Origin of the sequence: Exobacillus caeni (genome assembly GCF_005747095.1) — a bacterium.
In the GTDB taxonomy this organism is placed as follows: Bacteria; Bacillota; Bacilli; order Bacillales; family Guptibacillaceae; genus Exobacillus; species Exobacillus caeni.
Genome location: NZ_SWLG01000003.1, coordinates 155,668 through 181,026, shown reverse-complemented (window position 1 = coordinate 181,026; position 25,359 = coordinate 155,668). Strand labels below are relative to the sequence as shown.

Genomic DNA, 25,359 nt, shown 5'->3' with positions numbered 1-25,359 from the left:
TTTAACTCTTTACAATTTTATACTTTACTTGATTATATAGCCTTTTGTAAAATGCAAAATCGCTTTTTTGGATAAAAAGAAAGTTTGCATAATCTTCACCAGTTACCTTCTTAAAAATAGCAATCTTTATGATAAAACTGATAATATATGTCACACTTGTCGCTATCGCTGCACCTGACACACCGATTTGAGGAATCAGAATAACGTTTAATACAACGTTAAAAGGAACATTAAAAAATGAGACATACATGTTTAATTCCGGTTTTCCTCTCGCAGCAATATCGTTTGATAAAATTTTCTCTACAGATAAAACTGCAATCCCTGGAAGCAAGAGTTTAAGTAACGGTGAGCTCTCCTCATACCTGGGATCGAATAAAAGGTCAATAACGAAATCCGACAAAAAGAAGACTGATAAAGAACCTATTAAAATAAAAGCTAAAACGTTCCGGCTAATTATAGAAGTTAACTGGTTCCTCTCCAGATCATCTTTCAAAGAAGAAATCTTAGGGAGAAGTACACTTGAAATAGATTGGGCAAATATAGAAAGCCTCTCACCTATATTTACAGCTACTACATATATACCAACTGCAGCAGGTCCTATAAAGAAACCGAGCAAAATAATGTCTGCACGATAATTTAAAAAAGTCATGACGTTACTAACATGCGCCTTAAGTCCGTATGTTAATGATTGTTTCATGTACTGTTTGGATAATATACTTTTTCTTAATTTCAATCCCTCTTTATTGAACAGCAAATATAAAATAAAAGCGGTAGTTCCAATATGGCCGAGGATGAAGGCTACAATTGAACCTGCCAATCCAAAATCAAACACAATTATGAATAGCGCAATAAAAGCCAAAGTCGACATTTGCGTCACAATCAATATAGTATTAAAGAACTTGAAATTCTGTAACCCCTGAAATATGGTTTGAAAAAATATATTTAATATCATAAACGGCAAACCAATTAAGCTAATAAAAAGGAGGTAGGATGGTGTGCCGGAGAATAACCGGTCTGAGAAAAACAATATAACTAAGAGCCCGATCAACAGACCGATCAAACTCAATACTCCGCCTATTATTAAATTATTTTTAAAAACAGAATGCAGGTCAATCTCGCCTTTACTTACATAATAAATAGTAGAAGTGTTTACACCCATGTTTAAAAAAGTCATCAGCATTTGAGGAAGTAAAATGATCAAAGCGTATTTACCCTGTCCATCCGGTCCCAAAAAACGGGCCAAAACCACTAACAACAGGACCCCGATGAAAATGCTTGTTACCTGTCTGGTCAACGTTATAAAACTGTCTCTGGCAAAACTGTTACCTTTCATATCTTTCTCCCATAGCTTTTAGTTCTTTTGCAAAGGTTGCATAGTTCTTGCTGGCACTATACATTTCTTTCCACGTCTGATAGGCGTTTTCACCCTTTGCTTCTTTTACCTCTTTTGAAAGCAATCCAAACTCTGTGATTTTTTGAGCAAGATTTTCAGGCGATATATTTTTTTCTAATAATATTCCGTTATTGTTGTTCACCAGTTCAGCGGTGCCCCCAACATTGGTAGCCATTACTGGGATTCCAAAACTGAATGCTTCCATTATTGTCACTGGTATCCCTTCACTTGAACTTACATTAATAAATAAATCAGTCTTCTCAGTCTTATAATTTTCAAGGACCTTCTCATTTGGCAATCCACCAAGAAAATTGTATTTTACGTTTTCTGGGAGAGACTCAGCTTCTTGCTGGATTTGTTCCTTTAGATCACCATCACCTATATGTCTCCACTCAATGTTGATTTTACATTGTTGTAACGCTTTAACAAGCAGGTCAATTCTTTTAACTGGATTAATGTAAGAACATGAAATTATTCTGAGCGTACTGTCCTGTGATTTTGAAGCTAAATTATCCACTTTATTCGTACCTAACCTGCTAACATCTAACTTCTCGGCTGCACCTTTGTATTTTGATGCTAAATACTTTTGGCCATCGCTCGATATCAGGTAAACTTTATCCAGTTTTTGTATAACCGTTTGTTGTAATGGCAGATATTGTGGAGTTTGTCTATATTCATATAAATCACCGCCATGAGCACGGGTAACTGCTGCTACATTATATCGGTCCCTTAGCATCGCCAGTGCTATTGCTCCAGGATTCATCCAATATGAGTAAAATACCAGGTTCTCCTTTTTTTTCTTTAAAAAAGTATTCTCAAGGTATTTCTCGACTCTCAATGCTGCACTTATCCAATTCATAAGAACTAGAAGTCCACGTGGTCCAGCCGCTTTTGCACGTTTAAAATCTTTCCTGAACCATTTGTAAGCTTTGGGATCAGAAAGGAAATTGGAAACACGTTTCCCATAGGAATTTAAAGGAAAAAATGAATGAACTGTAACATTTTCCGGCAAGGGTCTTTGTACTTTCATTTTAATATCCTTATTATTAATCGGAATAATATGGACAGTTTCGAATTCCTGGCACAAATATTCTAACTCGTTAGCTAAAAATTCTTCACCAGGAGGGTATGGGAAACGATGAGTGACTAAAATTAACGTTTCCGGTTTGTTTTGAACCATTTTTAAAACTCCAATCAACAATTGATATGTATAACGAGATATTTTTTGGGGAAGGATTAAGATTCATAGTGAGTTTTTCTCATGTCGTATTTAAAGACCGTTTGTGCATAGTATACACAAACGGCCTTTAAAACTTTTGTTTATTGACGTCCAAAGACTTTTTGGTAAATTTTCATAAATGGCCTGTATTTTTCATTAACCAGCCCGCTCATCTCAGCGATTATTTCAATAACAACAAGCAACCCGAACATTATGATCATAGAGCCCCATAATGTAGTTGAAGAAAATACAAGGGCACTTACACTAAAGAGTACCGCAAGCCCATAAATAACTAATACAGTTTTCCGATGAGAAAAGCCAAGTGCCAGTAACCTGTGATGCAAATGGGATTTATCAGGTGCGGAAATAGGCTGCTTGTTAACTAATCTCCGAATAATTGCAAAGGTCGTATCAAAGATCGGTACACCAAGAATAATGATCGGCACAACAAAACTAAATAATGTAACACTTTTGTATAATCCTAAAAGAGAAAGAATCGCGATTGAATATCCTAAAAACAGGGCTCCTGTATCCCCCATAAAGATTTTAGCGGGATGAAAATTATAAAACAGGAATCCAATTGTTCCACCGAGAACAATAAGTGCAAACGTTAGGATAAGCACTTTCCCCCAAATAAAAGCCATAACAGCGATTGTTAAAATTCCAATTGAGGATACTCCTGCAGCTAATCCATCCAGCCCATCGATCAAATTAATCGCGTTCGTGATTGCGACAATCCAAAATACGGTGATCGGATAAGCCCATATCCCAAGGTCGATTCGATCGACCACAAATGGAATTGAGATAAAATCTATTGTCAAGCCCGTTGATACAATTATTCCTGCAGCAACAATTTGCCCGATAAGCTTAAACTTTGCAGATAGCTCATAAATATCATCGAAGACACCAAGCAGTATGATCAAAACAGCCCCAAGAATTATTCCATTCATTTGTTGTTCATAAAGCCCGGCAGTAAAGTACCCGGCAATGACTCCTATAAATATTGCAAGGCCTCCCAGGCGAGGCATAACTTTTGCATGCACTTTGCGGTGGTTCGGTTTATCTGTAGCTCCAATTTTTATAGCAAACTTTATAATAAACGGAGTAATAATCAGGACAGTAATAAGAGCAGCGAAAAATGCTAAAACAATCCGGATGTCCATCTTTAAATCTCCTTTAATAACGATATTTTCACCCAATTATCGTATCATACCTCAGGTTAAAATCAATTAGTTTTTTTGTGAACTTTTTTCCCTAATCTTAAGTTTCGAATTGATATCTTTCTTGTTGTGGGTTTACCCGATTTTAAATTTAAGGAAACTCTTGCTTAGTTTTAGAAGTAAGCATTAGGTTGATTCGCTTTTTCAACGACTTCCTATAACTTACAAATAAATAGTAATAAATATATGTTTTTTACGTGTTTAAATAAAAAATCCCCTGTATGGGGATTTTAATAATAGTAAGAAGTATACATATTCCGGGAAAGAGTATTAAATTGTGACGGAACGGAATGATAACCGTTAGCGTAGATGCCTTCCTCTGGAATAAAATATTTATATTCATCAATCGATCGATTAATATAATCATGATCTGATTGATCGCTAATTTCTTCATGTTGCTTTTCTATATCTAACTTTTTACCCGAAAAACGATCTGTATACATGGAAACAAAATAAATTGTTTTATACGGATTTATTCGTCCCCGCAATTCAAGCTCTTCAAGCGCCCGTCCTAACAAAGCATGCGGAGGATGAGCATCATCTTTAGACATTGTCCTAAAATCTGCGTTCGGAAATTTATTAATATAAACATTCATTTTTTCAATTACATTATCTTTTGAAAGGGAAGTATTAGGTATAGTATCTACAAACAAATGGTCTGAAGCAACTCCCATTGCTTTAGATGCTCTTAAGAAATCATCAACCCTTAAATCTCCAAACTCTTCTTTTGAGAGATGGCCATGAAGATACCCTTCCTTAACGGGGTCATGATAAGTGCTATGGAACCAGCAATAAACAGGTTTCCCTGCAAGTTCAGAATTTATTGATTGTTCGTCATAACTGCCATTTTGAATATCACGCGCCCCAGAATCTTCCCCTTTAGATAGCAAAACAAGATATATTGGACGATTACTTTTCATGGCATTTCTAATATCCACAGCATAGGTTAATACTTCATCATCCGCATGTGGAACGAAATAAACAACTGGGTCATCAGTCGGACGATGAAACATAATGTAAGATGCTACACTATCCGATATGGATGCATTACCGCCTAAAAAGGAAAATTTTTCAATATCTTCTTCCATTATTATTTGTTCTGTTTGAGAAGATAATCGGTTTGGTGACGTTAACAAAAGTGCTGCATTATCTTTTGCTGCCATTACTGAACCTGTCAAAGCATCTGCAAAGGAAAGACCGGTGGAGATATATGCTTTATCAACCGACAAGTTAAGCGTACTTATTACGTTAGCGGATACTTCAAAACGATCTTTGCCATCAATGCGAATCTTATTAGAGAATTGATTAGCGATAGAGTCGCTAACACTGCCTCTCCCACCTACTATAATAACTTTTCCTTTTCCCGTAATATCTTTTTTTGTTACGGCTGGCAAATCATTTTCTCTTGTTAAAAGTATTGGATATCCCTTTCTTGCAGCATAGGGCGCAATTGCGAGTGCATCAGGAAACTTTAATCCGTTTGCCAGGGTGACCGTTGATGTTTGCCCCAACTTTTTCGCTATATTATGAGCAACCTCAAATCGGTCTTCTCCTGTTATTCGTTCTGTTGATACACCTAAATCTTTCAGTTCTTTTTCTACAGTTCCGCTAACACTTCCAGGTCCTCCTATTATGCTTACTTTAGAAGGAGATAACCTTTTAATTTCATCTTTCGTTGCCCCGGTTAATTTGTTAGGATGCGTTAATAAAATTGGAGCATTAAGTTTATAGGCTAATGGAGATGCTGCAAGAGCATCAGCAAAAGCAAGATAGTTAACTATGATTACATTTTCCGCTTTTGGCCAGCCACGTTTGGATACATTTACAGCCACTTCAAAACGGTCTTTGCCATCAAAACGAATCGGCATTTCACTATCAGCATACTTCACATCTGCAAAAGTCAATAAAAATAACAATATTACTAAAACACTAATACATGCCTTACGCATTATTAAATTTCCTCTCCCTTTAAATTAAATAAACATAAACTTCGAGAGACGGGCATGCTTTTCTGGCAAAAATATTGAGGGAGCTGCATCATAGCAACACCCTCACATCAATTTATTTCACCAAAAAATCTTTGATCGTATTTGCTAGAATCTTTGCTCGTTCATGTTGTATGTTTTGGTTTGCTAAAAGGTTTACTTCATATGGATTTGACATGAACCCTAACTCTACTAAAACTGATGGCATTGTTGTCCATCTTGTAACATATAGATTATGGTCTTTTGTATAACCACCCTGTGAAAATTCTTCTGTACGAAGAGCATTATACAAAAGCGGAACTAACTGTTTACTTTTTACGGCTGCCGGGCTTGGAGTTGGGTCGTAAGCTACGACGTTTCCAAAATAACTCACAGTCTTGATTTCTCCATTATCTTTATAGAAAAATCTTTTCCCTTCCGTATCTTCTTTTACATATTCGTAATTTTTCCCATCCATCCTTATATAAACATCGTCTGTCTCTATCGCCGGCCTATATGAGCTCCAATGAACGCTTACTCCTCTTGTAGCCTCTGAATAAGAGGAATCATGGTGAATACTAACAAATAAATCTGCATTCTGGGAATTTGAAAATTTAGAACGATCTTCCAGGGATATATAAACATCATTTCCAGGTTTTCTAGTTAGAATGACATTTGCTCCTAAATCTTTCAAATAACCAGCAGCTTTTTCAGTAAATTGGATATTTAAATCCTTCTCCTTGTATTTACCATCCGAACTGCTTGCACCGTTATCAAATCCTCCATGGCCAGCATCAAGGACTACAGTTTTTCCGAATAACGGCAGTTTATTTGAAAGCTCTAATCCGACGGAAGTTTTTACTGAGCCAGTTCCACCCAAAATTGTAAATTCTTTAATTTGTTTTTCTTGAATAATATCTTTAGTTGCTTCAGGCAAAGAATCAGGACGTGTTAATAAAAGGGATGCCTGTTGATTTGCAGCCAGTACAGATCCAGTTAAAGCATCAGCAAAAGATAAACCGGTCGCAACAAAGGATTTAGTTGGTGCCAAATTTAAATCTCTTATAATGTTTGCCGCTACTTGATAACGGTCCTTACCACCTATTCTTTGATGACCTGGCAACTGATCATAAACCGCTTTTCCGACACTACCCTCTCCTCCAACAACAATTGTTTTTGAAACAAGGGCTTGTTTTGTTTTATCAGGCAGTTTTTTTTCATAAGTCAATAGAATAGGATATCCTTTTTGAGCTGCGTACGGTGCAATAGCTAAAGCATCAGGGAAATTCAACCCATTTGCAACTACTGTTGCAGCCGGCGTTCCCATTCGCTTTGAGATGTTATAGGCAACTTCAAAGCGGTCACTTCCCCCAATTCTTTCTACACTGCCAGAAAGGGCTTTTGCTTGAGATAAAACAGCATCACTAATACTTCCCTTTCCGCCAACTAGGATTACCTTTTTAGCGTTGAGCCTTTTAATCTCCTGGCTTGTAATGTCGCTTAGCTTCTCAGGGTGGGTTAAAAGAATTGGCGCATTATGTTTGTATGCAAGCGGAGCAGCCGCTAACGCATCTGCAAACGCTAAATAGTTTGCTAGAATAACAACATCAGAATTTTGCGGCCATCCTTCTTTCGAAACATTGACAGCAACTTCAAAGCGATCTTGTCCCGCTATTCTTGAAACCTGGTTTTCTTCAGCGAAACTAGTAGTTCCGAACAAGAGTAACAAAGGAATAACTAGTAAAATACTCCAAACCTTTCGCACCACAAAACCTCCTTAATTATTGTAAAAATTCACTACGCCACGATAGATCGCTTCAGCAGCTTTTTGGCGATAAACAGGATCAGCAAGTTTCTTTGCATCTTCTTCACCAGTTACAAAGCCAAGCTCTACAAGAACACTAGGGATTTTAGTATATTTAATAACATAATAATCAGCTTGTTTAACCCCGCGATTTCTGTGATCCATTGCTAAATAAAGCTCTTTTTGGATAGAAGTAGCAAGCGCTTCACTTTCAGCTGCTTTATATTGATCCTGCCAGTACGTTTCGCTTCCGTTAGCATAAATAGTTCCTGCTGTATTCGAATGGATACTGATAAAGGAATCAGCGTTTGAGTTATTAGCGATATATACGCGCTCTGATAATTCTAAGAATGTATCATCATCTCGTGTCATTACCACCTCGGCGCCGTTTTTCTGAAGTACATCTCTTAATCTTAACGCAACGTCTAAATTGATGTTCTTTTCTTTCAGCCCAAACCCGCTTGCACCATTATCGTGGTCTCCGTGCCCTGCATCAACTACAAGTTTCTTTCCGGCTAAAACACCAAACCCATTTGTAAGTGATGTTGCCACACTGCCTCCAACAGAAGCAGATCCGCCTAAAATAGTAAAGTCTTTGATTCCTTTTTCAGTAATAACGTTTACTGTTGCTTCCGGCAAAGTATCAGTTTTAGTTAGAAGCAATGAACCATTTTGTTTGGCAGCTAGGACAGACCCAGTAAGAGCATCTGCAAATGAAAAACCGGTAGCAATGAATCCTCTTGCCGGTGTTAAGTTCAAGTCTCTTATGATATTGGCAGCTACTTCATAACGATCACTTCCGCCAATTCTATTTCTGCCTGGCAGTTGATTATAAACCTCAGCGCCTACACTACCTTCTCCTCCAACAACAATTGTTTTTGATTTTGAAGCAAGAACATTCTTAGTAGCATCTGGCAATCGATTTTGATATGTAAGTAAAATCGGATAACCGTTCTGTGCTGCGTATGGAGCTATTGCAAGAGCATCTGGGAAAGTAAGGCCATTAGCAACAACAGCTGTAGAAGCTCCAGATAACTGCTTTGCAATTTTCCCTGCTACTTCGAAACGGTTTTTACCATCTATTCTTTCAACTGTTGGAATAAAAGATTTCAGTTCTTTTTCAACACTTCCAGAAACACTTGCCGTACCACCTACAATGACTACTTTTCTTGCGTTTAACCGTTGAATTTCACTCTTAGTAACAGATGTCAATCGGTCAGGGTGCGTTAATAAAATAGGGGCATTCATACTGTATGCATAAGGGGCAGCAGATAATGCATCAGCAAATGCCAGGTAGTTAGAAATAACAACTGTATTGGAAGATGCCCATCCTTCCTTAGATACATTTACAGCAACTTCAAAACGATCTTTTCCATCTAAACGTTCAATTGAACTAGCGTCAGCATAACTTGCATTTCCTAGTAGAATTAACAACGGCAGCAATAGCAGAATAAAACCCTTTCTCAATTCTTGTTTCCTCCTGAAATTTTTATGTTTATGTTTTTTTCTTTTCGGGTATATAAAAAAATGGGTATATAAATATTAGAGTAAATAACATTGTTAAACCTGCCAATTCTGGCAGGTTTAACATACTGATCCAGAAATTATAAGTTAATTTAGATCTGTTCCTGGATAGTAATGACTAAGGATTTCCTGATATTTCTTTCCTGATTCAGCCATTTCCTGGGCGCCATGCTGGCTCATGCCAATCCCATGCCCATAGCCACGGCCAATAATCTTATAGCTGTCAATAGTCGAATCATAAGTGAAACTGTCTATTAAACTGCTTTTTATATTGCCAGCTCCAAACGCCGATCTCATTATAGTCGTATTGGAGATTGTTTTAGAGAGTTTCTTTAATTGCTTTTGCTCATTCATTACAAACTCTCCTGTGTCTGGATTTCGGACAAAAAATTCAACTACTATATTGGTTGATTTAGCTCTTGTTCCTGTACCAAGAGTAAACTCTGAAAAACCAACTATCTTGATATCCTGATCAGCGTATCCGTTACGTTTAATCCACGATTTGATACTATATGACACAGAGCTGTCTTTCTCGGATACAGACCACCACCAATGGCCGGGATTTTGCAGCGCATCATGCTCTGGATGCAGCTTTTGTAATTCATTTAAATCGATTTGGGTTTTATTAACTGTTAAGTCAAATTGGATCTTTGGATCGTATGGATCTTTTTGTTGCGGAAGATAAGGAAGAGGAGTCCCTCCCCATACATTTGCATTAGACTCAGTTAATCCACCGTTACTTGATGAGTAAAAAGCTCCGATCAGTTTTCCGTTATAGCGCAAAACTTTTCCGGTTGTTTCATTAACTGCTTGATTCGTTTTAGAATGCCAGCTGCCAAAACCACTATAGACCTGGTAACTCTGGTCATCTTTTACAACTTTTCCTATATCATCAAAGGAATAGGTTCTCGCTGCTACGGTTTGGGCTTTTAATGCTTCTAAACTCCAGGAAGCAGGCATTTCATTAGGAACAACTCCCTTTAAATAATCCTCAAAAGGAATATCCCTGTTAATTGGACGGACATACCCATTCTCTAGAGTGAATTCCATATCACCGATATAAGTACGGCTATTATTTAACATCATTCTAGAATTTGAAGTATATCGGTCCGGCTTTACAGTGAAAGATGCCCCTAAAGCTTTAACTCGTTCGCCACCCTTGTACAGAACAAGGTTTTGATCCGCGCTCTTAACATAATAAACTTTGTTTTGTTCAATTGGAATTCCACTTGGCAATGTAGACATTACCTCTGAACTAATAGAAGCGGTTCCTCCCAAAACAGAGAAGTTAGGAATAGATTTGTCAGTAATTAGACCAAGAGTTGCTTGCGGCAGGCGTTCTGGGCGGGATAAGAGCAATGGCGCTTCTTGTTTTGCAGCAAGTACTGAACCAGTTAAAGCATCTGCGAAAGTTAATCCTGTAGCTAAGAAAGCTTTTTCCGCAGGCAGGTTTAATTCTCTTACGATGTTCGTAGCTACTTCATATCGGTCAGCTCCCCCGATACGCTTTCTACCTGGCAACTGGTCATAAACGCTCTGACCGACACTTCCCTCACCACCGATAACTAAAGTTTCATTCTTTCCAGATAAAGCACTTTTAGTAGCTGTTGGCAACCTATTGTCAAGCGTTAATAGAATTGGATAACCTTCTTTGGCCGCATAAGGAGCAATCGCAAGGGCATCCGGAAACTTAAGGCCGTTAGCAATAACTGCTTTCGAAGAAGTTCCTAAATCCTTTGAAATGTTATATGCAACTTCAAAACGGTCTCCTCCACCTATTCTATCTACGTTACCTACTAATTGCTTAACTTGATTTCCAACATTAGTTGAGATACTAGCAGTACCACCTATTAGAATAACTCTTTCTGGATTGAGTCTTTTAATTTCTTCACGTGTAGCGTCTGTTAAGTTATTAGGGTGCGTTAGCAAAATAGGTGCATTTTCTTTATAAGCAAGTGGTGCTGCGGCAAGAGCGTCAGCAAAAGCTAAATAGTTAGCAATAATCACTGTTCCGGCCGTGCTTGTCCACCCCTCTTTTGAAACATTGACTGCCACATCAAACCTGTCTGATCCATCTAATCTTTCATTTGCACTTCCATCTGGTATCACAAAATCCCCGACAGTGTAAAAAGGAATCGAAGTTTTATTACCTATGTAGTTCACAAGTTTAACAGAAATCGTTGGATCAGCTGCTTTAGCAGCCTGGTAAGGAAAAACAGAAACAACTAACGTTAAAACGACAAATAAAGACAAAGCTTTCCTTCCAAACAACCTTTTATTTCCCCCTTATAAAATTCATTTTGTTTTTTAAAAAAACTTCCCTCTTTTATCCCCTCCTGTAAACTTTTGCTAAATAAAGTATAGCAAAATTCAAAATGAAAACATCACAAATCTCGAATTTTGCTAGAAATAGTAGTTTAGTTGTAGAATTATGTATATATGCTCGAATTATGTAAACAATTGCTAAAAACCTATAAAAAAGTCAGCAATGTAGTTACCCCACAATTCGTTTCCTTCTGCATTTGGTTTATTATTTTCATCTAAATATCTTTTTACCTCGTTGCTATCTGAGTCTGGCCATACCTCCCAATAATCCAAATAGGTAAAATTATTTTCTAAAGCATATTTTTTTAGTTCATTTGTGTTTCCTTGATAGTATCCCCCTTCATATATGGGATTGGAAGGCTGAATTACAATTTCTAAATCTTCTTTTTTATCCAATAGATAGTTTAGTAAGAAAGTAAGGTTTTGGTGACTGCTTTTAATTGGTATTAATTTATTATCATTCAAAACAAACGGTTCAATAATTAATATATCGGCATCAGAATAAGGAATATTTATATATAAGTTTTCTCTCACTATCTTATCTGACGTAGCGTTTCCAAAGCTAACTCTTTTAATTTTAAAAATATCTGGTCCGTAAGCAGCATTAAGTCGCTGTTGGAAGACTGAAGACCAGTTTGAGCTTTCATCAGAAAGTGCAGAAGAGCCTACAACAACTATATTGACTTCATTTTTGGCTTCGACTGCCTCCATAATTTTTCCACTTAAAGATGCAGGCAAATGTTCAGAAAGTTGTTCAATAGCTTTTTTATTTTCTTTATTAGATTGAGAAGTTTCTTTGCCCATGGTTGGATTTGATAGAATGGCATGAGCTGCCTTTCCTTTTTCATCGAGTTTATTATTGTAATGCTTTTCACCTAAAAAAAGGATCAGTATACTTATACAACAAAGGAATACGATAAACAGATTTTTCATAGTAGCTCCTTACTAAATATTTATTTTCTTTGATATAATCATAGCTTTTTATTACCAAAAATTACAAGAGGAGTATCGACAATAAAACACAAAAAACGCCGACTTCATTAGTCAGCGATTTTCCTGGATAACGTATTATGAAAGAAAAACAAACGATAGAACCACTGTATAAAAACTTTTGAAATTCAAATTTCGTGCCAGCCTGATTATTTTCTAAAAATAAAAAGCTTACTAGCGACATAGTTAAAAACAACCACTAAAATATTGGCAATAACTTTTGAAACAAAATCGTTCACTAACAAAAAATCAACAAGTAAAATCATTGTCACAATATCAAGGACATACGAGATCGCGCGAAAAGAAAAAAAGGAAAATATTTCTCTGCCTAACTTTAAGAGAGATGATTGCCTGCTGTTAAAAACATATCTTTTGTTTGTAAAATAGGCAAACAAAACGGAAACAATCCATGCGATGGTGGTCGATATTTTATAATCTAAATTAAAAATATACGCAGAAGCAGCATAAGAAGCCAGATTTACTAATGTTGTTAGTCCACCAAATAATAAATACAAAAGTATTTCTTTATTCCTTTTTATTCTTTGGATCAATTTATCTAACCTTCTTATCATTGTATTCATCTACAAAATATAATGGCCTCTGCTTGGTTTCGTTAAAAATTCTACCCAGGTATTCTCCAATGACTCCCAGAGACAACAGTTGGATACCACCCAAAAACAAAATAACAGTCATTAACGAAGGATAACCAGAGACGGGATCGCCAAATAAAAGGGTCTTGGAAATAATCCATATTATATATAAGAAAGCAAAAAATGATATTATCATTCCAAATAAAGAAGACATTTTAAGTGGAAACGTTGTGAAAGATGTGATACCCTCAATCGCAAGATCCATTAATTTAGCATAATTCCATTTCGTTTCCCCTGCTGCCCTTGGATCACGATCAAATAATATTTCTTTTTTATTGTAGCCTATCCAACTAAACATTCCTTTTGTATATCGCTGTGCTTCCCTCATTTGTTTTAGAGCTTCTACACAACGTCTATCTAAAAGTCGAAAATCACCGGTATCTTCCTGGATCGGCACTTTAGTAGTTCGTTGCAGAAAAGAATAAAACTTAGATGATGTCCACTTTTTAAACCAGGATTCCCCGGCTCTTGTGCGTCTTTTTGCAAACACATCATCATAGCCTTCTTCCCAATACTTAATCATATCCGGGATTAATTCTGGCGGATCTTGCAAATCAGCATCAATAATAATGACCGCATCACCTTTTGCATAGTCTAATCCAGCAATCATGGCTATTTCTTTTCCAAAGTTCCTCGATAAGTCAACGTATGAAACACTGGAATCCTCTTCCCTTAGCTGTTTTAAAATGTTTATTGTATCATCCTGACTACCATCATTTATTAATAGGATTTCAAATTTATAATTTGGAACTTCAGATATAACAGCCTGGAGCCTGGCATATAGATTATAGAGAACATCTTCTTCATTATAAGCCGGAACCATAATAGTAACTGTTTTCACAAAAATACTCCTTTCTACTGTTATCATTATCAATAGCTAATCATTATAACATATATAAAACTTCATCTTTTTTTCGCTTCCATAAATCTTTTAGTAATATATCACCTTTAAATATACTTAAAACCTCCTCTTAAATACAATTTCATAACCTTTAAAAGCATATTGGGAAAATAGGATTAAAAATACTCCGCTTATCTCACTAAAATTACGCGCTATTTCCCAACCTCTTAACTATTTTATTTACTTTGAAAATTAAGTAAACTATAATAAAATCGTAATAGGAGAAAGGATGCAATTTAAATGGTAGGGGCAAAAATACGTTATTTTAGACAGATGAAGGGGATTACACAGGAACAGCTTGCTGCCGGACTTTGTTCAATCCCTTATTTAAGTAAGATTGAACATGGGCTTGCACAGCCTAGTGCCGATCTACTGGAACATCTTTGTAAAGAACTAGGCGTTACGTTAGACCAAGTAGATAACGAGGAAAGAATTGAAGCCCTATCTCACAAACTTTTAGAATGGTATAGTGAGATGCGAATTCGTGATGTTGAGCAAGCCAAGAATAAAATGGAAACACTTGAAAAAGAATTTAAGTCTGTTGAGAACCCAGAGTTGTTAACTACATATTTACTTTTTAAATTTCGTTATTTTATCCTTATTCAAGAACTGGATAAAGCTAATACTTTGTTAGAAAGAATTTATGTAGTGCAGGAGAGCTTAACACCAAGTTTAGAATACTACTATCATTACTTTTTAGGACTATATTATTATCAGTTAAAAAAATATAATGAAGCGCTAGATTCTTATTTAAAAGCTGAAAAACTTAGCAAAGAAATGAATCAAGATAATGCTGAAAAAGCAGAATTTTATTATCAAAAGGCGCTTGTTCATGGAAGATTGCATCAAGTTACCTCCTCAAACAGTTATGCATTTAAAGCACTATCGATTTTTAATAAGGAATATAATTTTAAACGAAGTGCTGAAACTGAAGTCCTACTCGGAATAAATTTCTTTAGAATACTAAATTATGATGATGCCATAGTTCATTTTAAACACGCTTTAAAATATGCTGAATCTTTTAACGACAGACGACTAAAAAGCACGATATTCCATAATTTGGGGTTTGTTAATTCATCACAAAATAAGCCAGATGAAGCATTAAAACATTTTAAATTAAGTCTTCAAAATATAACTGATACGGAGGTAGAAGAGTATTCCCAAACGATATATATGATTGCAAAAGAGTATGGACAACAAGATGCCTATGAAAAAGCTCAAAAGTGGTTAAAAGAAGGACTTAGATTCGCTACAGAAAAAGAAGTCTTAGACTACATTTTTCATTTAAAAATATATAAACATCAACTAGAAAATAATATTAACGACGAATTTGAAGAATTGTTAAAAACCGAGGCAATACCTTACTTTTCTCAGAAGCAAATGTGGAGTTTTGTTACAAATTATGGTGAAGTTCTAGCAGATTATTATAATGATTTATCAAAACACAAAAATGCCAGTTATTATTATCGATTAGCAAATGATGCAAGGAAGAAACTTTTAAACTAGGAGGAATTTTTATGAATAAACTATTAAAAAAATTATTGGTCAGTCTTACTGTGACTTCATTTATTCTAACAGTAGGTTTACTTGTTAATGATCATGAGAGATTTCCTGATTCCCATGAGAGATTTCCCGATTCCTCTCCAACCAATTATTTAGCAAATGACCATGAAAGATTTCCTGACTCCAGCATAAGTAATACGTAAATTTCCAACACTAATAAAAACTAACCATCCTATAAAGGCAGGTTAGTTTTTATTTTTTTTACATTTTCATCTTTATATATAAATCAAACGCTTGATTAATTACTTTGTTCTTTCAATCTCAGTTGATCGTTTATGTTTTAGGGGTTCCTTCTCTTTTTAAAACTCAGGTATTAAGCTCAATCATTTCGTCTTTATCGTTCAATCACTACTTTTTCGATATAATAACAGCACTCCAAGTCTGATTGCTTAGCTACTTCATTGTTCCAACGCCATGGATGCATTTCTTTGATTTTCTTTCCCTTTAAAAGCTATACTTTTTATACAAAGCAGATAAAAAGGAGCGTATTAATGGCATTTTACATATTCGACGTTGATGGGGTTTTGACAGATGAACATGCAAGGCCCAATAAGGATGTACTTCATACTATTGAAAAACTGCACCAGCAGGATCACCAGCTTGCATTTATAACGGGACGTTCCCGACAATGGCTGGCAGAAAATATTTTTTCAGTTCTTGACTCTCAGGACTGGTCCTCCTTGTATTGTGTCGCTGAACATGGCGCGATCAAAGGAAAAGGTCCGGATATCAAAACCTGGGAGCTGGATCGGGACTTCGTAGTATCGGATGAGGTAAAAGAGAAGCTTTTAAAAATCAGCAAGCAATCAAGGTTTGAAGGATTAATCGAGTGGGATGATACGAAAGAATCGATGGGGACAGTGGAATCTATACACGGCAATCCTGGGGATCAGCAACATCTTGAAAAAACGAGACAGGCATTAAAGGACTATGCCGAAGAAGCAAAAGAAATCGCCGATGAATATGGCAAAAAGGTTGTCGTTTCTACTTATGGAGTGGATGTTATACCACCTAATCTATCTAAGAAAATTGGAACAGAGTGGGTGTTTAAGCAACCTTCTGTAAGTAACGGTCCTGTCTATGTATTTGGGGACGGGAAGGGTGACCTTGTGATGGCCGAAACCGCAAAGGAATACGAATTTAAAGACGTAACATTTTTCTGGGTTGGCGATGGAGAAACGCCTGAAAGTGAAAACAATAAGGTGAAATCAAAAAAGTCTTCAGAAAAATATGCTGCCGGTACCATTGAATTTTTGAACGAACTGGTTGAATAGCAAAAAGATGCGGTGAATTTCCGCATCTTTTTTATATTTAAAATTTTATTTTAAATATTAACCCATGTATACTCTCTTCCCCAGCTCTCTTTAGCAAGCTTCTCAATCTCTTCAACGATTTCATCTTCAACTGCAAACGCATCCCCTTGCTCATAAGGGTTATAATGAAACGCATACAGTCTGGAGACAAACTCATGGAATGGAAGCGATGATTCGCCTTCCAGTTCCCCGTTTCCTGAAACAGTAGGCTCGATATCCTGGCCCCAGTTTTGTGAACTGTCGTTATTCGGATTGTAGAAGTAAATTCGATAGTCGCCTGATGGAACCTGTGCGATTCTTAAAATCGAAACAGCATGGTAACCCAGCAATTTTCCATGAACGTTGGTAATGAAAATGCCGACAGGGTTTGGATAAATCAATTCATAGTCATCATTGTATTCCGGATGGTGTGTCGCATAGAATAACCGGACATAACCAGGATAATCTGTTACCGTTCCTGTAATCGGTTCGATCACATTACTGAATCCAGTCTGTACCCAGTTGCCATAAAAGGCAGGGTTAACCCATCTGTGCCCGTCTTCTCCGCGAAGCGCCACTCTTGTCATCATTTCGTTATAAATACGATCAAGATGTGGAACGAGAACCAGCGATACTGGATCTAGCTCCTTATGAAGCTCTGGCGCAAGTCCGCCTTTCAAATCCTTGGAATGGATCGGGGTGCCTTCAAATTTTAGGTCAATATCCCCATCCCTCGCCGCCCTTGGGATAAGCTCAAGCAAGTAACCTGGCGCATGCTGAGCCCACAAACTGATCCCCCTTGCAGATTGGCATGTCGGGTTCAATCCCTGGCCAACTCCCAGCGGTTGTCCAAGTACGCTTATAACACCAGAAAGCAGAATCGTGTTAGCCGTTAGCCCCTGCCTGTTTTGATAGGCGTTTAACAGGTCTTTTCTTACCTCGGGCTTAATGTCGAGCTCGATCAACCGGCGAAGGCCCGGTATAACCGGTGAATAGGAAAACACACCTCGGTCAAGCATCCTTGCAAGCCCATAAACAGCCTGCCCTGTCGCCGGGTAAATCCCTACTTTTATAAGCTGTTTAACAAGGTCAAAATGCTCCTCAAGATTCGCTTTTCCTTTATCAGAAAGCGAAAGGGCATCTGAGAGCATCTCGGGTTTGTTTCGGCTCAAAAATCTTACTAGAACCGCATGCTGAGGGGCCACTAATCCTGTGTCCTGCATAGAATTTGACAGCACTTCCGCTTCTTGCTTCAATTCTTCTTCTGACAGATCCTTTAGCTTTTTCCGATAATCGTTTAGATTTGAAGTATTCTCGCCCAAAGGAGAAGGACCTTCAATCGCTTTAATATACTTCTCCAACGCCGGGTGTTCTGTCTCTCCTGCCTCCGAATTATTAAGCAGTTTCTTTGCCATTTGAATCATCGAAATGACACGTTTGACCATGATTGGACGCTGGGCCATCAACCGTTCGATTTCTTCCCTTAGCGTTCCGGTCAAAGCATCGGAAGAAATCCTTGTAAAGAGAAATTGAAAGAAGCGTTGTGAACGGTCAAGCTGTTCAGCATTTTCTTCCTGCTCAATCCTTGCCTCTTCAGAATCGCCCGGGAAAAGAAGATCGAGATTTAACGCAAGCACTTCATTCAAAAATTCTGCCGCTTCCTCGCTGCCCATAGATGGATGGTCATAGTTTCCTTTTGCGATCGACAGCATCCTTAAATCACTGAGAATCTCAATAATCGATGCCAGTCCTTTTGTCTTTAAGGAACCGGCAACAAGTGGAGGCTGCAGCTTGGATGCATCTTCCCAGGGGCCATTGGCAAACACGCCAGCTTCTTCAAAACGATTGGCAAAATGGAAAAGCGTTTCCATCCCTTCCATCGTTTCCATCAAACGGCTTGCCTCCTGATACACATCTGTCTGATACATCGATTTGGCAAAAGCTGCTGCTTTATCCAGTTCATTCAGAGCATGGGTAAACCGGTCAACTTTTTTGTCGGTAAGTTCAGAAGACATTTTCCAGCTCCTTTACGATTAAGTTATTTTAAAATATGCCGATTTCTTATTTATAGAAATCATATTTTTCGTATTTTTCAAGCAGTTCTCGCATCGTCTCACTGTCTTCACCATACAAAAAGATCGTGCCGTAATGGTTTCCAAAACCGATCCGTTCCGCTACTTTTCCCTGTGAAGGCTCAAACATATCATGTTTTTCAAAATAAGGATGGTTTTCGAGCTCCTCGGGCACCTCGAGCTCCTGAATGTAATTCACATGCGGATGAACCATCAAACAACCTGCATAGCCATCTGCCTGTCCATTGTCTTCCGGGAAAAAGTTGCGAAGCTCTTCTTCTGTTGTATTCGGGTCACTGCATAAAATCTGGGCCTGGTAAGCACTAAAGCCATAGGCACGTTCGATAAGATCAAAAATATGGCCTCCCGGGACCCTTGCAGCAACTTCACCAAAATGCAGTGTGCCGTCCGGTGTTATAAAATACTCTGGATGAATCACACCGTATTCAATTTCAAAAGCATCAACCAGCTGCTGAATCGCATTGCGTATCAATGGGCGCTTATCCTCAAGTCCTGGAGATGCCGGAACGAAATTGGAATAGCCCAATTTCACATACTCGGTAATATTTAGAAATTGAATTTTACCTTTATGGATAAATGCTTCACAGGAGAATTCCTGTCCATCAAGATGGCTCTCCATTAAAAGAGGGAAATCAGCGTCTGTTAACGCTTCGATTTCTTCAGGGTTTTCAATCGCCCTGTGTCCGACAGATCCTGCTTTATCAAGCGGCTTCACATGAATTGGATCATTCTTGTCTCCCTCCACTTTTAAAAGAGCTTCATTTACACGTTTTAAGAAACGGCGCACATCTTCTTTACTATGCGCCTCTTCAAACACGCCTACTTTAATTCCAGCGATCTGGGCTTTACGCTTCATCATCCCTTTGTCGCGAAGCAACAGGGAACGGTTAAATACACGCGGCTCGTTACGGAATCGGGAATTGAGCGCACCTGCCCATTCTACGCATTCTTCATATAAAGGAACTGCTACCTCAGCACCTAACGCTTTGAGTTTTTTAAAAAGCTGGTCAGATCCTTCATTTAATTGGTCAAAATTCCAGCCTATGAACTTGATATCATTCTTTTCTGCAAACCCTTCGAACTCAGGTGGCCCAACTACAACAAAAGGCTTGTCCAGTTTGTCGCATGCTTCGATCGCTGGCAGGCTCCATCCGATCAGAGCCGTCAAATACGGCTTTGTTTCTTCATTCAAATTTTGCTGTGTTTGATTTTCAAGATCCAGGTGATCCAATCCCATTAAACATCTCTCCTTCACTTTTTAGTTTCCGGAAAAACTTCGGTTCTACCGTCTCTATCTGTAAAAAAACCCCTCTACTTCCATTATATCTAAATGTCTGAATATTTTAAAATAAAAGCCATTCAGAGAGTGGATTTTATTGTGAAATCATTCACAATATCGACACAGTATTTTCCAGCGATCGGTGCTATACTATAGATGTAAGGAAGAGATAAACAAAAATCTCACCCTCTCCTTACATCAGTTAACATCGCAGGAGACTCAACCATCCTGGTAAGTTCCGTTTTAACAAGATGGAAATAAAACACCAGGAAGTATTCCTGAACTGGAAAAGAAGAAAGCAGGTGGTCCCACCAACACACTTTCTGATTTGCCCAGATGAAAAAAGAACGAGTATATCAGCAAAGTTCAGTTAAAGCGATTGGAAAATCATTAAGCCTTTTAGGTTCCGCAAGACAGACGGAAAGTAACTACCGCCGATGAAGATTTCAATCAATAACAGCAGCAAAAGCAATTGATCGAACAGCTAGCTTGAAACTTAATGGATAATGAAGCAAGCTGGAAAATCAAAGGCCTTTGATCAAGCTAACGATTGTTGCTGTCGACGTGGTTACTAAAAAGCCTTCTATCCAGCTTTACCCTAAAACGCGAGATGAGAATCCAGGAACTTTAAACAACAGAAAAACTTAAAGAATTGGTAGCTCACAAAACTTTAAAAAGATCAGGACTAAACAAAGGGAAGTTTGAGTCTAAGCAGTAAAATTCAACTCACGCAGGAGAGAATAAAAAGCCTGCCAGCGGAACGAACACACATCCTTCACTAAAAGGGTGAACGCTTCCCCAGGCAGCCGAAATGGCTGCAAACATGATGATGAATCAGAAGCGAAATATTCACCTCCTCTTGAAAAGGGAGCAAAATGTTACCTGATTAAACAGGTTGAACATTCCCAATAGGATGTGGCATGGTTGAGTCCCCCGTGGTGTTAGCGAAAAAGGAGCCCAGCTGATCATCGATCAGCTGGGCTCCTTTTTAAATATTTGGTGCCAGGCACCAAATATGGACAGTTGTCCATTTATGGTGCCTGGCACTGTTTAGTAACCACCGTTTGATGTTTATCGTTTTACAGGCACACCCTTTTCTAAGGATTGGTAGCACATTTCAATAGCCTGAAGGTTTTTAACTGTCAATTCTCCTGAATAACTCGGAACTTTATTTTCCAGGACGCAGTCTGCAAAGTGTTCGACCATTATCGTATACTGAGGTCCGTCTACTTTTTCTTCTCGTGTTCCACCCTGGGCATTTGTAACTTTCACAACACTTTCAACCCCCGGACGGTCGGGACGGTATGCGTAAGGTACTTGAATGCTTCCTTTCGTTCCAACTACTTCATACTTATCGATCATCGGAAGCTCGAAGCTACTGTCAAAGCTCGCAACTACACCGTTTCCCATTTTCATAATTGCATTAGCGGACACGTCGACTCCAACGTCCTGAGGAACATCTCCTGTTACGTAAACTTTAACAGGCTCACTGCCGAGAATCATTCGTGAGCTGTGAATGCAGTAACAGCCAACATCGTACATGCTGCCTCCTCCAAGCTCTTTATTCAAGCGGATATTTCCGGTTCTGCCAGATAGATCGAATGAAAAAGTAGATCGCATCAGTTTAACTTCCCCGATCTCTCCAGAAGCAATGATATCTCTTGCCTTCTGATGCTGAGGATGGAATTGGTACATAAATGCTTCCATGAATACCACGTTATTGTCTTCGCAAGCCCTGACCATTTCTACAGCGTCCTCCGCTGTTACTGCAGCAGGCTTTTCACAAAGCACATGTTTGCCTTTTTTGGCAGCTTTAATCGTCCATTCTTTATGTAGTGTATTAGGCAGCGGAATATAAACCGCATCAATACTTTCATCCTCAAGCAATTCCTCATAGCTTTCAAATGAGTGCGGAATTTCAAGCTCTTTTGCAAACTCCTTCGCTTTTCCGCTGCCGCTCGCTACCGCAACAACTTCTGCATTTTCCGCATCTTTGATCGCTGGAATAACTGCCTTTTTTGCAATATTGGCCGTTCCAAGGATTCCAAATTTAATGGTCGTCACTTAAATCCCTCCATTTTTTTTATGATTTTATTGTAGCATGGCGAAATTTTGTTTGATAATGATATACCTACTGAGATGGTCATTATGACAAGCAAAAAAAAGACAGGCATTTATATTCGGAACTGTAAAAAACAAAATTATTCATATATTGGATATTAGCTCCTTTTGGGTAACTAAAAAATCCCCGGATTAATCCGGAGATTGCCCTTCTTCTTTATAAACAAAACGCTTAATCACTTCCATAAGTTCTGGACGGATTTGCCGCTCCAAATCTTTCACCTGGGCATCATAGCGAAGCCTTTTTTCCCGAAGATGCTGATTGGAACTATTTTTTAAAAACCAGTTTAACCATTCATTATCCTTTGTTTCAGCAAGCGTCTTTCGGTCCGCCTCTTTGGAATGCAGCTCGATCAGAAGCTCACTAAGACACAACTCAGGATTTTTCCTCCAATAGGATTTTAATGCATCAAGCATTATATCAATTCTTCGAGTGTCCTCAGTCATCTATACCACATCCTTACATACCATTACCCGTCTTTGAGAACTTCTATTCACTTAGTGTAACAAATCGCCTCTAGCATTTGTTTTCATATTTATATTACCAATTCCTTCTTCTGCTATTTTTCTACGTAAAAGTTCGAGGATATAATACTTCACCATTTCAGCATATTGTTCATCGGAAAGCTGCTGTGTGGTTTTTTCCAGATCAGTTCGTTCGTGCTCGTCCAACGCTCCCATAACCACCTCGTAAAGGTCCTCTTCATCTCCCGTTAGATGGTTTCGATACATAGCATAAAGTTCCTCAACCAGTTTCATCTGATCACCTCTAATTGGTAGTAATGCCCAATTAGGATGAAGAATATTAAAAGGGCTGACACATAAGTGTCGGGCTCTCTCCGTTTGGCACGATATCTAATTGAACATTACTGCAAATTCAACTAGATATTGTGTTGGAGGTGCCTGACACTTTGCTTTTGAGCCAGCCCTTTACTTTAATGCTTTTACAGTTAATTCTTAAATTAAACAATCACCATTAATAGTTAAACAGTGAAGAAGAAACAGAGCCTGTACCGCCTAATACAGAAATATTATTAATTGATTTCTCTGCAATAATCTTCTGAGTAGGTTCTGGCAAAACAGTGGAACGCGTTAGAATTAATGGAGCTTTCTCACGAGCAGCTATAACAGAACCCGTTAAAGCATCCCCGAATGTTGATCCAGTTGCGATATAAGCACGATTTGTTGGTAGTTTGAGCTGACGAATAATGTTTGCAGCTACTTCATACCTGTCTTTGCCGCCTATTCTTGTTACGGTGGGCAACACATCAGCAACAGACTGACTAACACTTCCCTCCCCGCCAACCACAATTGTTTTTTGTATCTTCTTTTCTATTAGACTGGCAGCAGTTTTTGGTGGCAACTCATCAGTCTTTGTCAAAAGAATAGGATTGCCGTTATACGCAGCATATGGAGCAATCGCTAGTGCGTCTGGAAATTTCAAACCGTTCGCTATCATCGCCGTGTCTGTTTCACCCATTTGCTTTGCTATGTTATATGAAACTTCAAAACGGTCATTTCCGCCTAATCTTTGCACCTCGTTAATTCCTAAGTTTTTCAACTCGGTTTCAATACCAGCAGAAATACTTCCTGTTCCACCAACTAGCACTACTTTTCCAGGCGACAATCTTTCTATTTCACGTAAAGTAGCATCCGTGATGTGGTCAGAATGTGTGAGCAAAATTGGAGCATTCAACTTATAAGCCATTGGACCCGAAGTTAAGGCATCGGCAAAAGCTAAATAGTTTGCAAGAATCACAGTATCTGCTCTATTTGCCCATCCTCTTTTTGAAATATTAACTGCTACTTCGAAACGATCCTTCCCGGCAATACGCTTTGGTAGAACAGCTCTATTGCTGTTAGAAACAGCTTGTACAAGCCCATATCCATATTGGGAATCCTTTCCTTTACTCCCGAGATCAATTGCCCTTCTCTGTACTAATTCTCTTATTTCCTGATTCGTTGCTAGAGGATATGCTTGTTTATAAAGGGCAAGGTTTGCTGAAACATAGGGAGCAGCCATAGAAGTTCCTGTATAGGTTGCATAACTATTATTTAAAAAAGTACTTTCTACATTTACACCAGGAGCAGATACTTCAAGTTCCGGCCCTGTTCCAGACAAACTAAGTCGTTTGTTTTCAACATCTGTTGCAGCAACCGCTATAACAGAACTATACTTTGCTGGGAACTCTACTTTATCTTTGTCATAACCATTCAAATTTCCGTGGTTACCTGCTGCACCAACTAACAAAATTCCTCTATTAAACGCTTCCTTTACATAATACTCTAAAACCGGAGAACCTACTTCAAATGTGAAACTCATATTAACAATGTCCATTTTGTTACGAATAGACCAATCGATTCCTTCAAGTACCTGGGATAAATATCCAGTTCCGTCTTTTCCCATAACTTTGACAGAGTAGATAGATGATCCGTAAGCTGCACCGGTTCCTCCAATCGTGTTCCTCTTTGCTCCAATAATCCCGGCAACATGAGTACCGTGCCCATTTTCGTCCTGGTTAAAGCCGGTTCCTTCTATAAAAGAAGCACCGCCTGCGGTCACTAGATCTTCATGTTTTTCGATCCCTGTATCGAGGACTGCCACTTTTATTCCTTTTCCATTAAAATTACTCTGCCAGGCTTCTTGAGCTTTAGTAGTTGTAATTCCCCAGTCTAAAAATTGCCCGCTGATTTCTACTTGTTTATCTCTTTCAATTGATAGGATACGAGAATCCCTTTTTAAATCATCGACCTTATTTACTGGTATCGAAACTTTTAATATTGGACTTTCACTATATTCCTGAACAATATCCCCGTCTAAAGACTGAATTACATCTTTATCTGTTTTTTCCTTAAACAAAACTAGAAAGTCTTCTTTGTCTGAAGCAATCGCTGAAGAACCTAACGTACTAAATGAAAGTGAGAAAACCATGACAAACGCTATAAGAATGGACCCAAACCTTTTTATTACAACCACCCTGCTTTTCTACAATTTCCTTCCATTATATTACTATAAATCCA

At 38.1% G+C, this 25,359-nt stretch carries 19 protein-coding genes; 3 read left to right on the top strand and 16 right to left on the bottom strand.

All coding sequences use genetic code 11. The features are described from left to right. Position 1: 1 nt before the first annotated feature. From FCL54_RS04970 to FCL54_RS04925, 10 genes are all read right to left on the bottom strand, one after another. Positions 2-1,333: a flippase gene (locus FCL54_RS04970; protein ID WP_138123825.1), complete on the bottom strand. Its 1,332-nt coding sequence runs from the start codon at positions 1,331-1,333 to the stop codon at positions 2-4. After that, positions 1,323-2,573 carry a glycosyltransferase gene (locus FCL54_RS04965; RefSeq protein WP_138123823.1) on the bottom strand — a complete coding sequence of 417 codons (1,251 nt, stop codon included), beginning with the start codon at positions 2,571-2,573 and terminating at the stop codon, positions 1,323-1,325. The genes FCL54_RS04970 and FCL54_RS04965 overlap by 11 nt, the downstream gene beginning before the upstream one ends. Before the next feature lie 140 nt (positions 2,574-2,713). Then, entirely contained in the window at positions 2,714-3,775 is a 1,062-nt protein-coding gene (locus FCL54_RS04960) for a glycosyltransferase family 4 protein (RefSeq protein WP_138123821.1), read from the bottom strand. A 287-nt stretch (positions 3,776-4,062) separates the two neighbouring features. Continuing rightward, the gene (locus FCL54_RS04955; protein ID WP_138123819.1) at positions 4,063-5,781 is read right to left on the bottom strand and encodes a cell wall-binding repeat-containing protein; all 1,719 of its coding nucleotides are present in this window, start codon (positions 5,779-5,781) and stop codon (positions 4,063-4,065) included. Between the two features lie 112 nt (positions 5,782-5,893). Then, the gene (locus FCL54_RS04950; protein WP_171016684.1) at positions 5,894-7,561 is read right to left on the bottom strand and encodes an N-acetylmuramoyl-L-alanine amidase; all 1,668 of its coding nucleotides are present in this window, start codon (positions 7,559-7,561) and stop codon (positions 5,894-5,896) included. 12 nt (positions 7,562-7,573) lie between these two features. After that, positions 7,574-9,067: an N-acetylmuramoyl-L-alanine amidase gene (locus FCL54_RS04945; RefSeq protein ID WP_138123815.1), complete on the bottom strand. Its 1,494-nt coding sequence runs from the start codon at positions 9,065-9,067 to the stop codon at positions 7,574-7,576. Positions 9,068-9,211: 144 nt separating this feature from the next. Beyond that, positions 9,212-11,395 (bottom strand): SpoIID/LytB domain-containing protein, encoded by a 2,184-nt coding sequence (locus tag FCL54_RS04940; RefSeq protein ID WP_138123813.1) that lies wholly within the window; start codon positions 11,393-11,395, stop codon positions 9,212-9,214. 192 nt (positions 11,396-11,587) lie between these two features. Beyond that, on the bottom strand, positions 11,588-12,382 hold the full coding sequence (locus FCL54_RS04935) for an SGNH/GDSL hydrolase family protein (RefSeq protein ID WP_138123811.1): 795 nt from the start codon (positions 12,380-12,382) through the stop codon (positions 11,588-11,590). Between the two features lie 206 nt (positions 12,383-12,588). After that, positions 12,589-12,990 carry a GtrA family protein gene (locus FCL54_RS04930; RefSeq protein ID WP_246055139.1) on the bottom strand — a complete coding sequence of 134 codons (402 nt, stop codon included), beginning with the start codon at positions 12,988-12,990 and terminating at the stop codon, positions 12,589-12,591. A gap of 1 nt (position 12,991) precedes the next feature. After that, a complete protein-coding gene (locus tag FCL54_RS04925; RefSeq protein ID WP_138123809.1) occupies positions 12,992-13,930 on the bottom strand; it encodes a glycosyltransferase family 2 protein in 939 nt (312 codons plus the stop codon). A gap of 300 nt (positions 13,931-14,230) precedes the next feature. Here FCL54_RS04925 and FCL54_RS04920 point away from each other — a divergent pair, with 300 nt between their 5' ends. The 3 genes from FCL54_RS04920 to FCL54_RS04910 all read left to right on the top strand — a co-directional run bounded on the left by FCL54_RS04920 (position 14,231) and on the right by FCL54_RS04910 (position 16,827). Further along, positions 14,231-15,496: a helix-turn-helix transcriptional regulator gene (locus FCL54_RS04920; RefSeq protein WP_138123807.1), complete on the top strand. Its 1,266-nt coding sequence runs from the start codon at positions 14,231-14,233 to the stop codon at positions 15,494-15,496. A gap of 11 nt (positions 15,497-15,507) precedes the next feature. After that, positions 15,508-15,696, top strand: a complete 189-nt coding sequence (locus tag FCL54_RS04915; RefSeq protein ID WP_138123806.1) for a hypothetical protein — start codon at positions 15,508-15,510, stop codon at positions 15,694-15,696. Positions 15,697-16,044: 348 nt separating this feature from the next. Continuing rightward, positions 16,045-16,827: an HAD hydrolase family protein gene (locus FCL54_RS04910; protein ID WP_138123804.1), complete on the top strand. Its 783-nt coding sequence runs from the start codon at positions 16,045-16,047 to the stop codon at positions 16,825-16,827. Positions 16,828-16,877: 50 nt separating this feature from the next. On the opposite strand, the gene FCL54_RS04905 is transcribed toward FCL54_RS04910, so the two are convergent. The 6 genes from FCL54_RS04905 to FCL54_RS04880 form a co-directional block, all read right to left on the bottom strand. Then, complete coding sequence (locus tag FCL54_RS04905; RefSeq protein WP_138123802.1) at positions 16,878-18,860, bottom strand: hypothetical protein; 1,983 nt, start codon at positions 18,858-18,860, stop codon at positions 16,878-16,880. Positions 18,861-18,906: 46 nt separating this feature from the next. Beyond that, entirely contained in the window at positions 18,907-20,175 is a 1,269-nt protein-coding gene (locus FCL54_RS04900; RefSeq protein ID WP_138123800.1) for an ATP-grasp domain-containing protein, read from the bottom strand. Positions 20,176-21,288: 1,113 nt separating this feature from the next. After that, positions 21,289-22,281 carry a Gfo/Idh/MocA family protein gene (locus FCL54_RS04895; RefSeq protein WP_138123798.1) on the bottom strand — a complete coding sequence of 331 codons (993 nt, stop codon included), beginning with the start codon at positions 22,279-22,281 and terminating at the stop codon, positions 21,289-21,291. 189 nt (positions 22,282-22,470) lie between these two features. Beyond that, positions 22,471-22,785: a DUF1040 family protein gene (locus FCL54_RS04890; RefSeq protein ID WP_138123796.1), complete on the bottom strand. Its 315-nt coding sequence runs from the start codon at positions 22,783-22,785 to the stop codon at positions 22,471-22,473. A gap of 51 nt (positions 22,786-22,836) precedes the next feature. Then, the gene (locus tag FCL54_RS04885) at positions 22,837-23,097 is read right to left on the bottom strand and encodes a DUF6154 family protein (protein ID WP_138123794.1); all 261 of its coding nucleotides are present in this window, start codon (positions 23,095-23,097) and stop codon (positions 22,837-22,839) included. Between the two features lie 217 nt (positions 23,098-23,314). Then, complete coding sequence (locus tag FCL54_RS04880) at positions 23,315-25,315, bottom strand: cell wall-binding repeat-containing protein (RefSeq protein ID WP_171016683.1); 2,001 nt, start codon at positions 25,313-25,315, stop codon at positions 23,315-23,317. Between the last annotated feature and the right edge of the window lie 44 nt (positions 25,316-25,359).

Coding starts and splice junctions, on each gene's coding strand:
- FCL54_RS04970 (WP_138123825.1), bottom strand. CDS start 1,333: ATGAAAGGTAACAGTTTTGCCAGAGACAGTTTTATAACGTTGACCAGA.
- FCL54_RS04965 (WP_138123823.1), bottom strand. CDS start 2,573: ATGGTTCAAAACAAACCGGAAACGTTAATTTTAGTCACTCATCGTTTC.
- FCL54_RS04960 (WP_138123821.1), bottom strand. CDS start 3,775: ATGGACATCCGGATTGTTTTAGCATTTTTCGCTGCTCTTATTACTGTC.
- FCL54_RS04955 (WP_138123819.1), bottom strand. CDS start 5,781: ATGCGTAAGGCATGTATTAGTGTTTTAGTAATATTGTTATTTTTATTG.
- FCL54_RS04935 (WP_138123811.1), bottom strand. CDS start 12,382: ATGAAAAATCTGTTTATCGTATTCCTTTGTTGTATAAGTATACTGATC.
- FCL54_RS04920 (WP_138123807.1), top strand. CDS start 14,231: ATGGTAGGGGCAAAAATACGTTATTTTAGACAGATGAAGGGGATTACA.
- FCL54_RS04915 (WP_138123806.1), top strand. CDS start 15,508: ATGAATAAACTATTAAAAAAATTATTGGTCAGTCTTACTGTGACTTCA.
- FCL54_RS04910 (WP_138123804.1), top strand. CDS start 16,045: ATGGCATTTTACATATTCGACGTTGATGGGGTTTTGACAGATGAACAT.
- FCL54_RS04905 (WP_138123802.1), bottom strand. CDS start 18,860: ATGTCTTCTGAACTTACCGACAAAAAAGTTGACCGGTTTACCCATGCT.
- FCL54_RS04900 (WP_138123800.1), bottom strand. CDS start 20,175: ATGGGATTGGATCACCTGGATCTTGAAAATCAAACACAGCAAAATTTG.
- FCL54_RS04890 (WP_138123796.1), bottom strand. CDS start 22,785: ATGACTGAGGACACTCGAAGAATTGATATAATGCTTGATGCATTAAAA.
- FCL54_RS04885 (WP_138123794.1), bottom strand. CDS start 23,097: ATGAAACTGGTTGAGGAACTTTATGCTATGTATCGAAACCATCTAACG.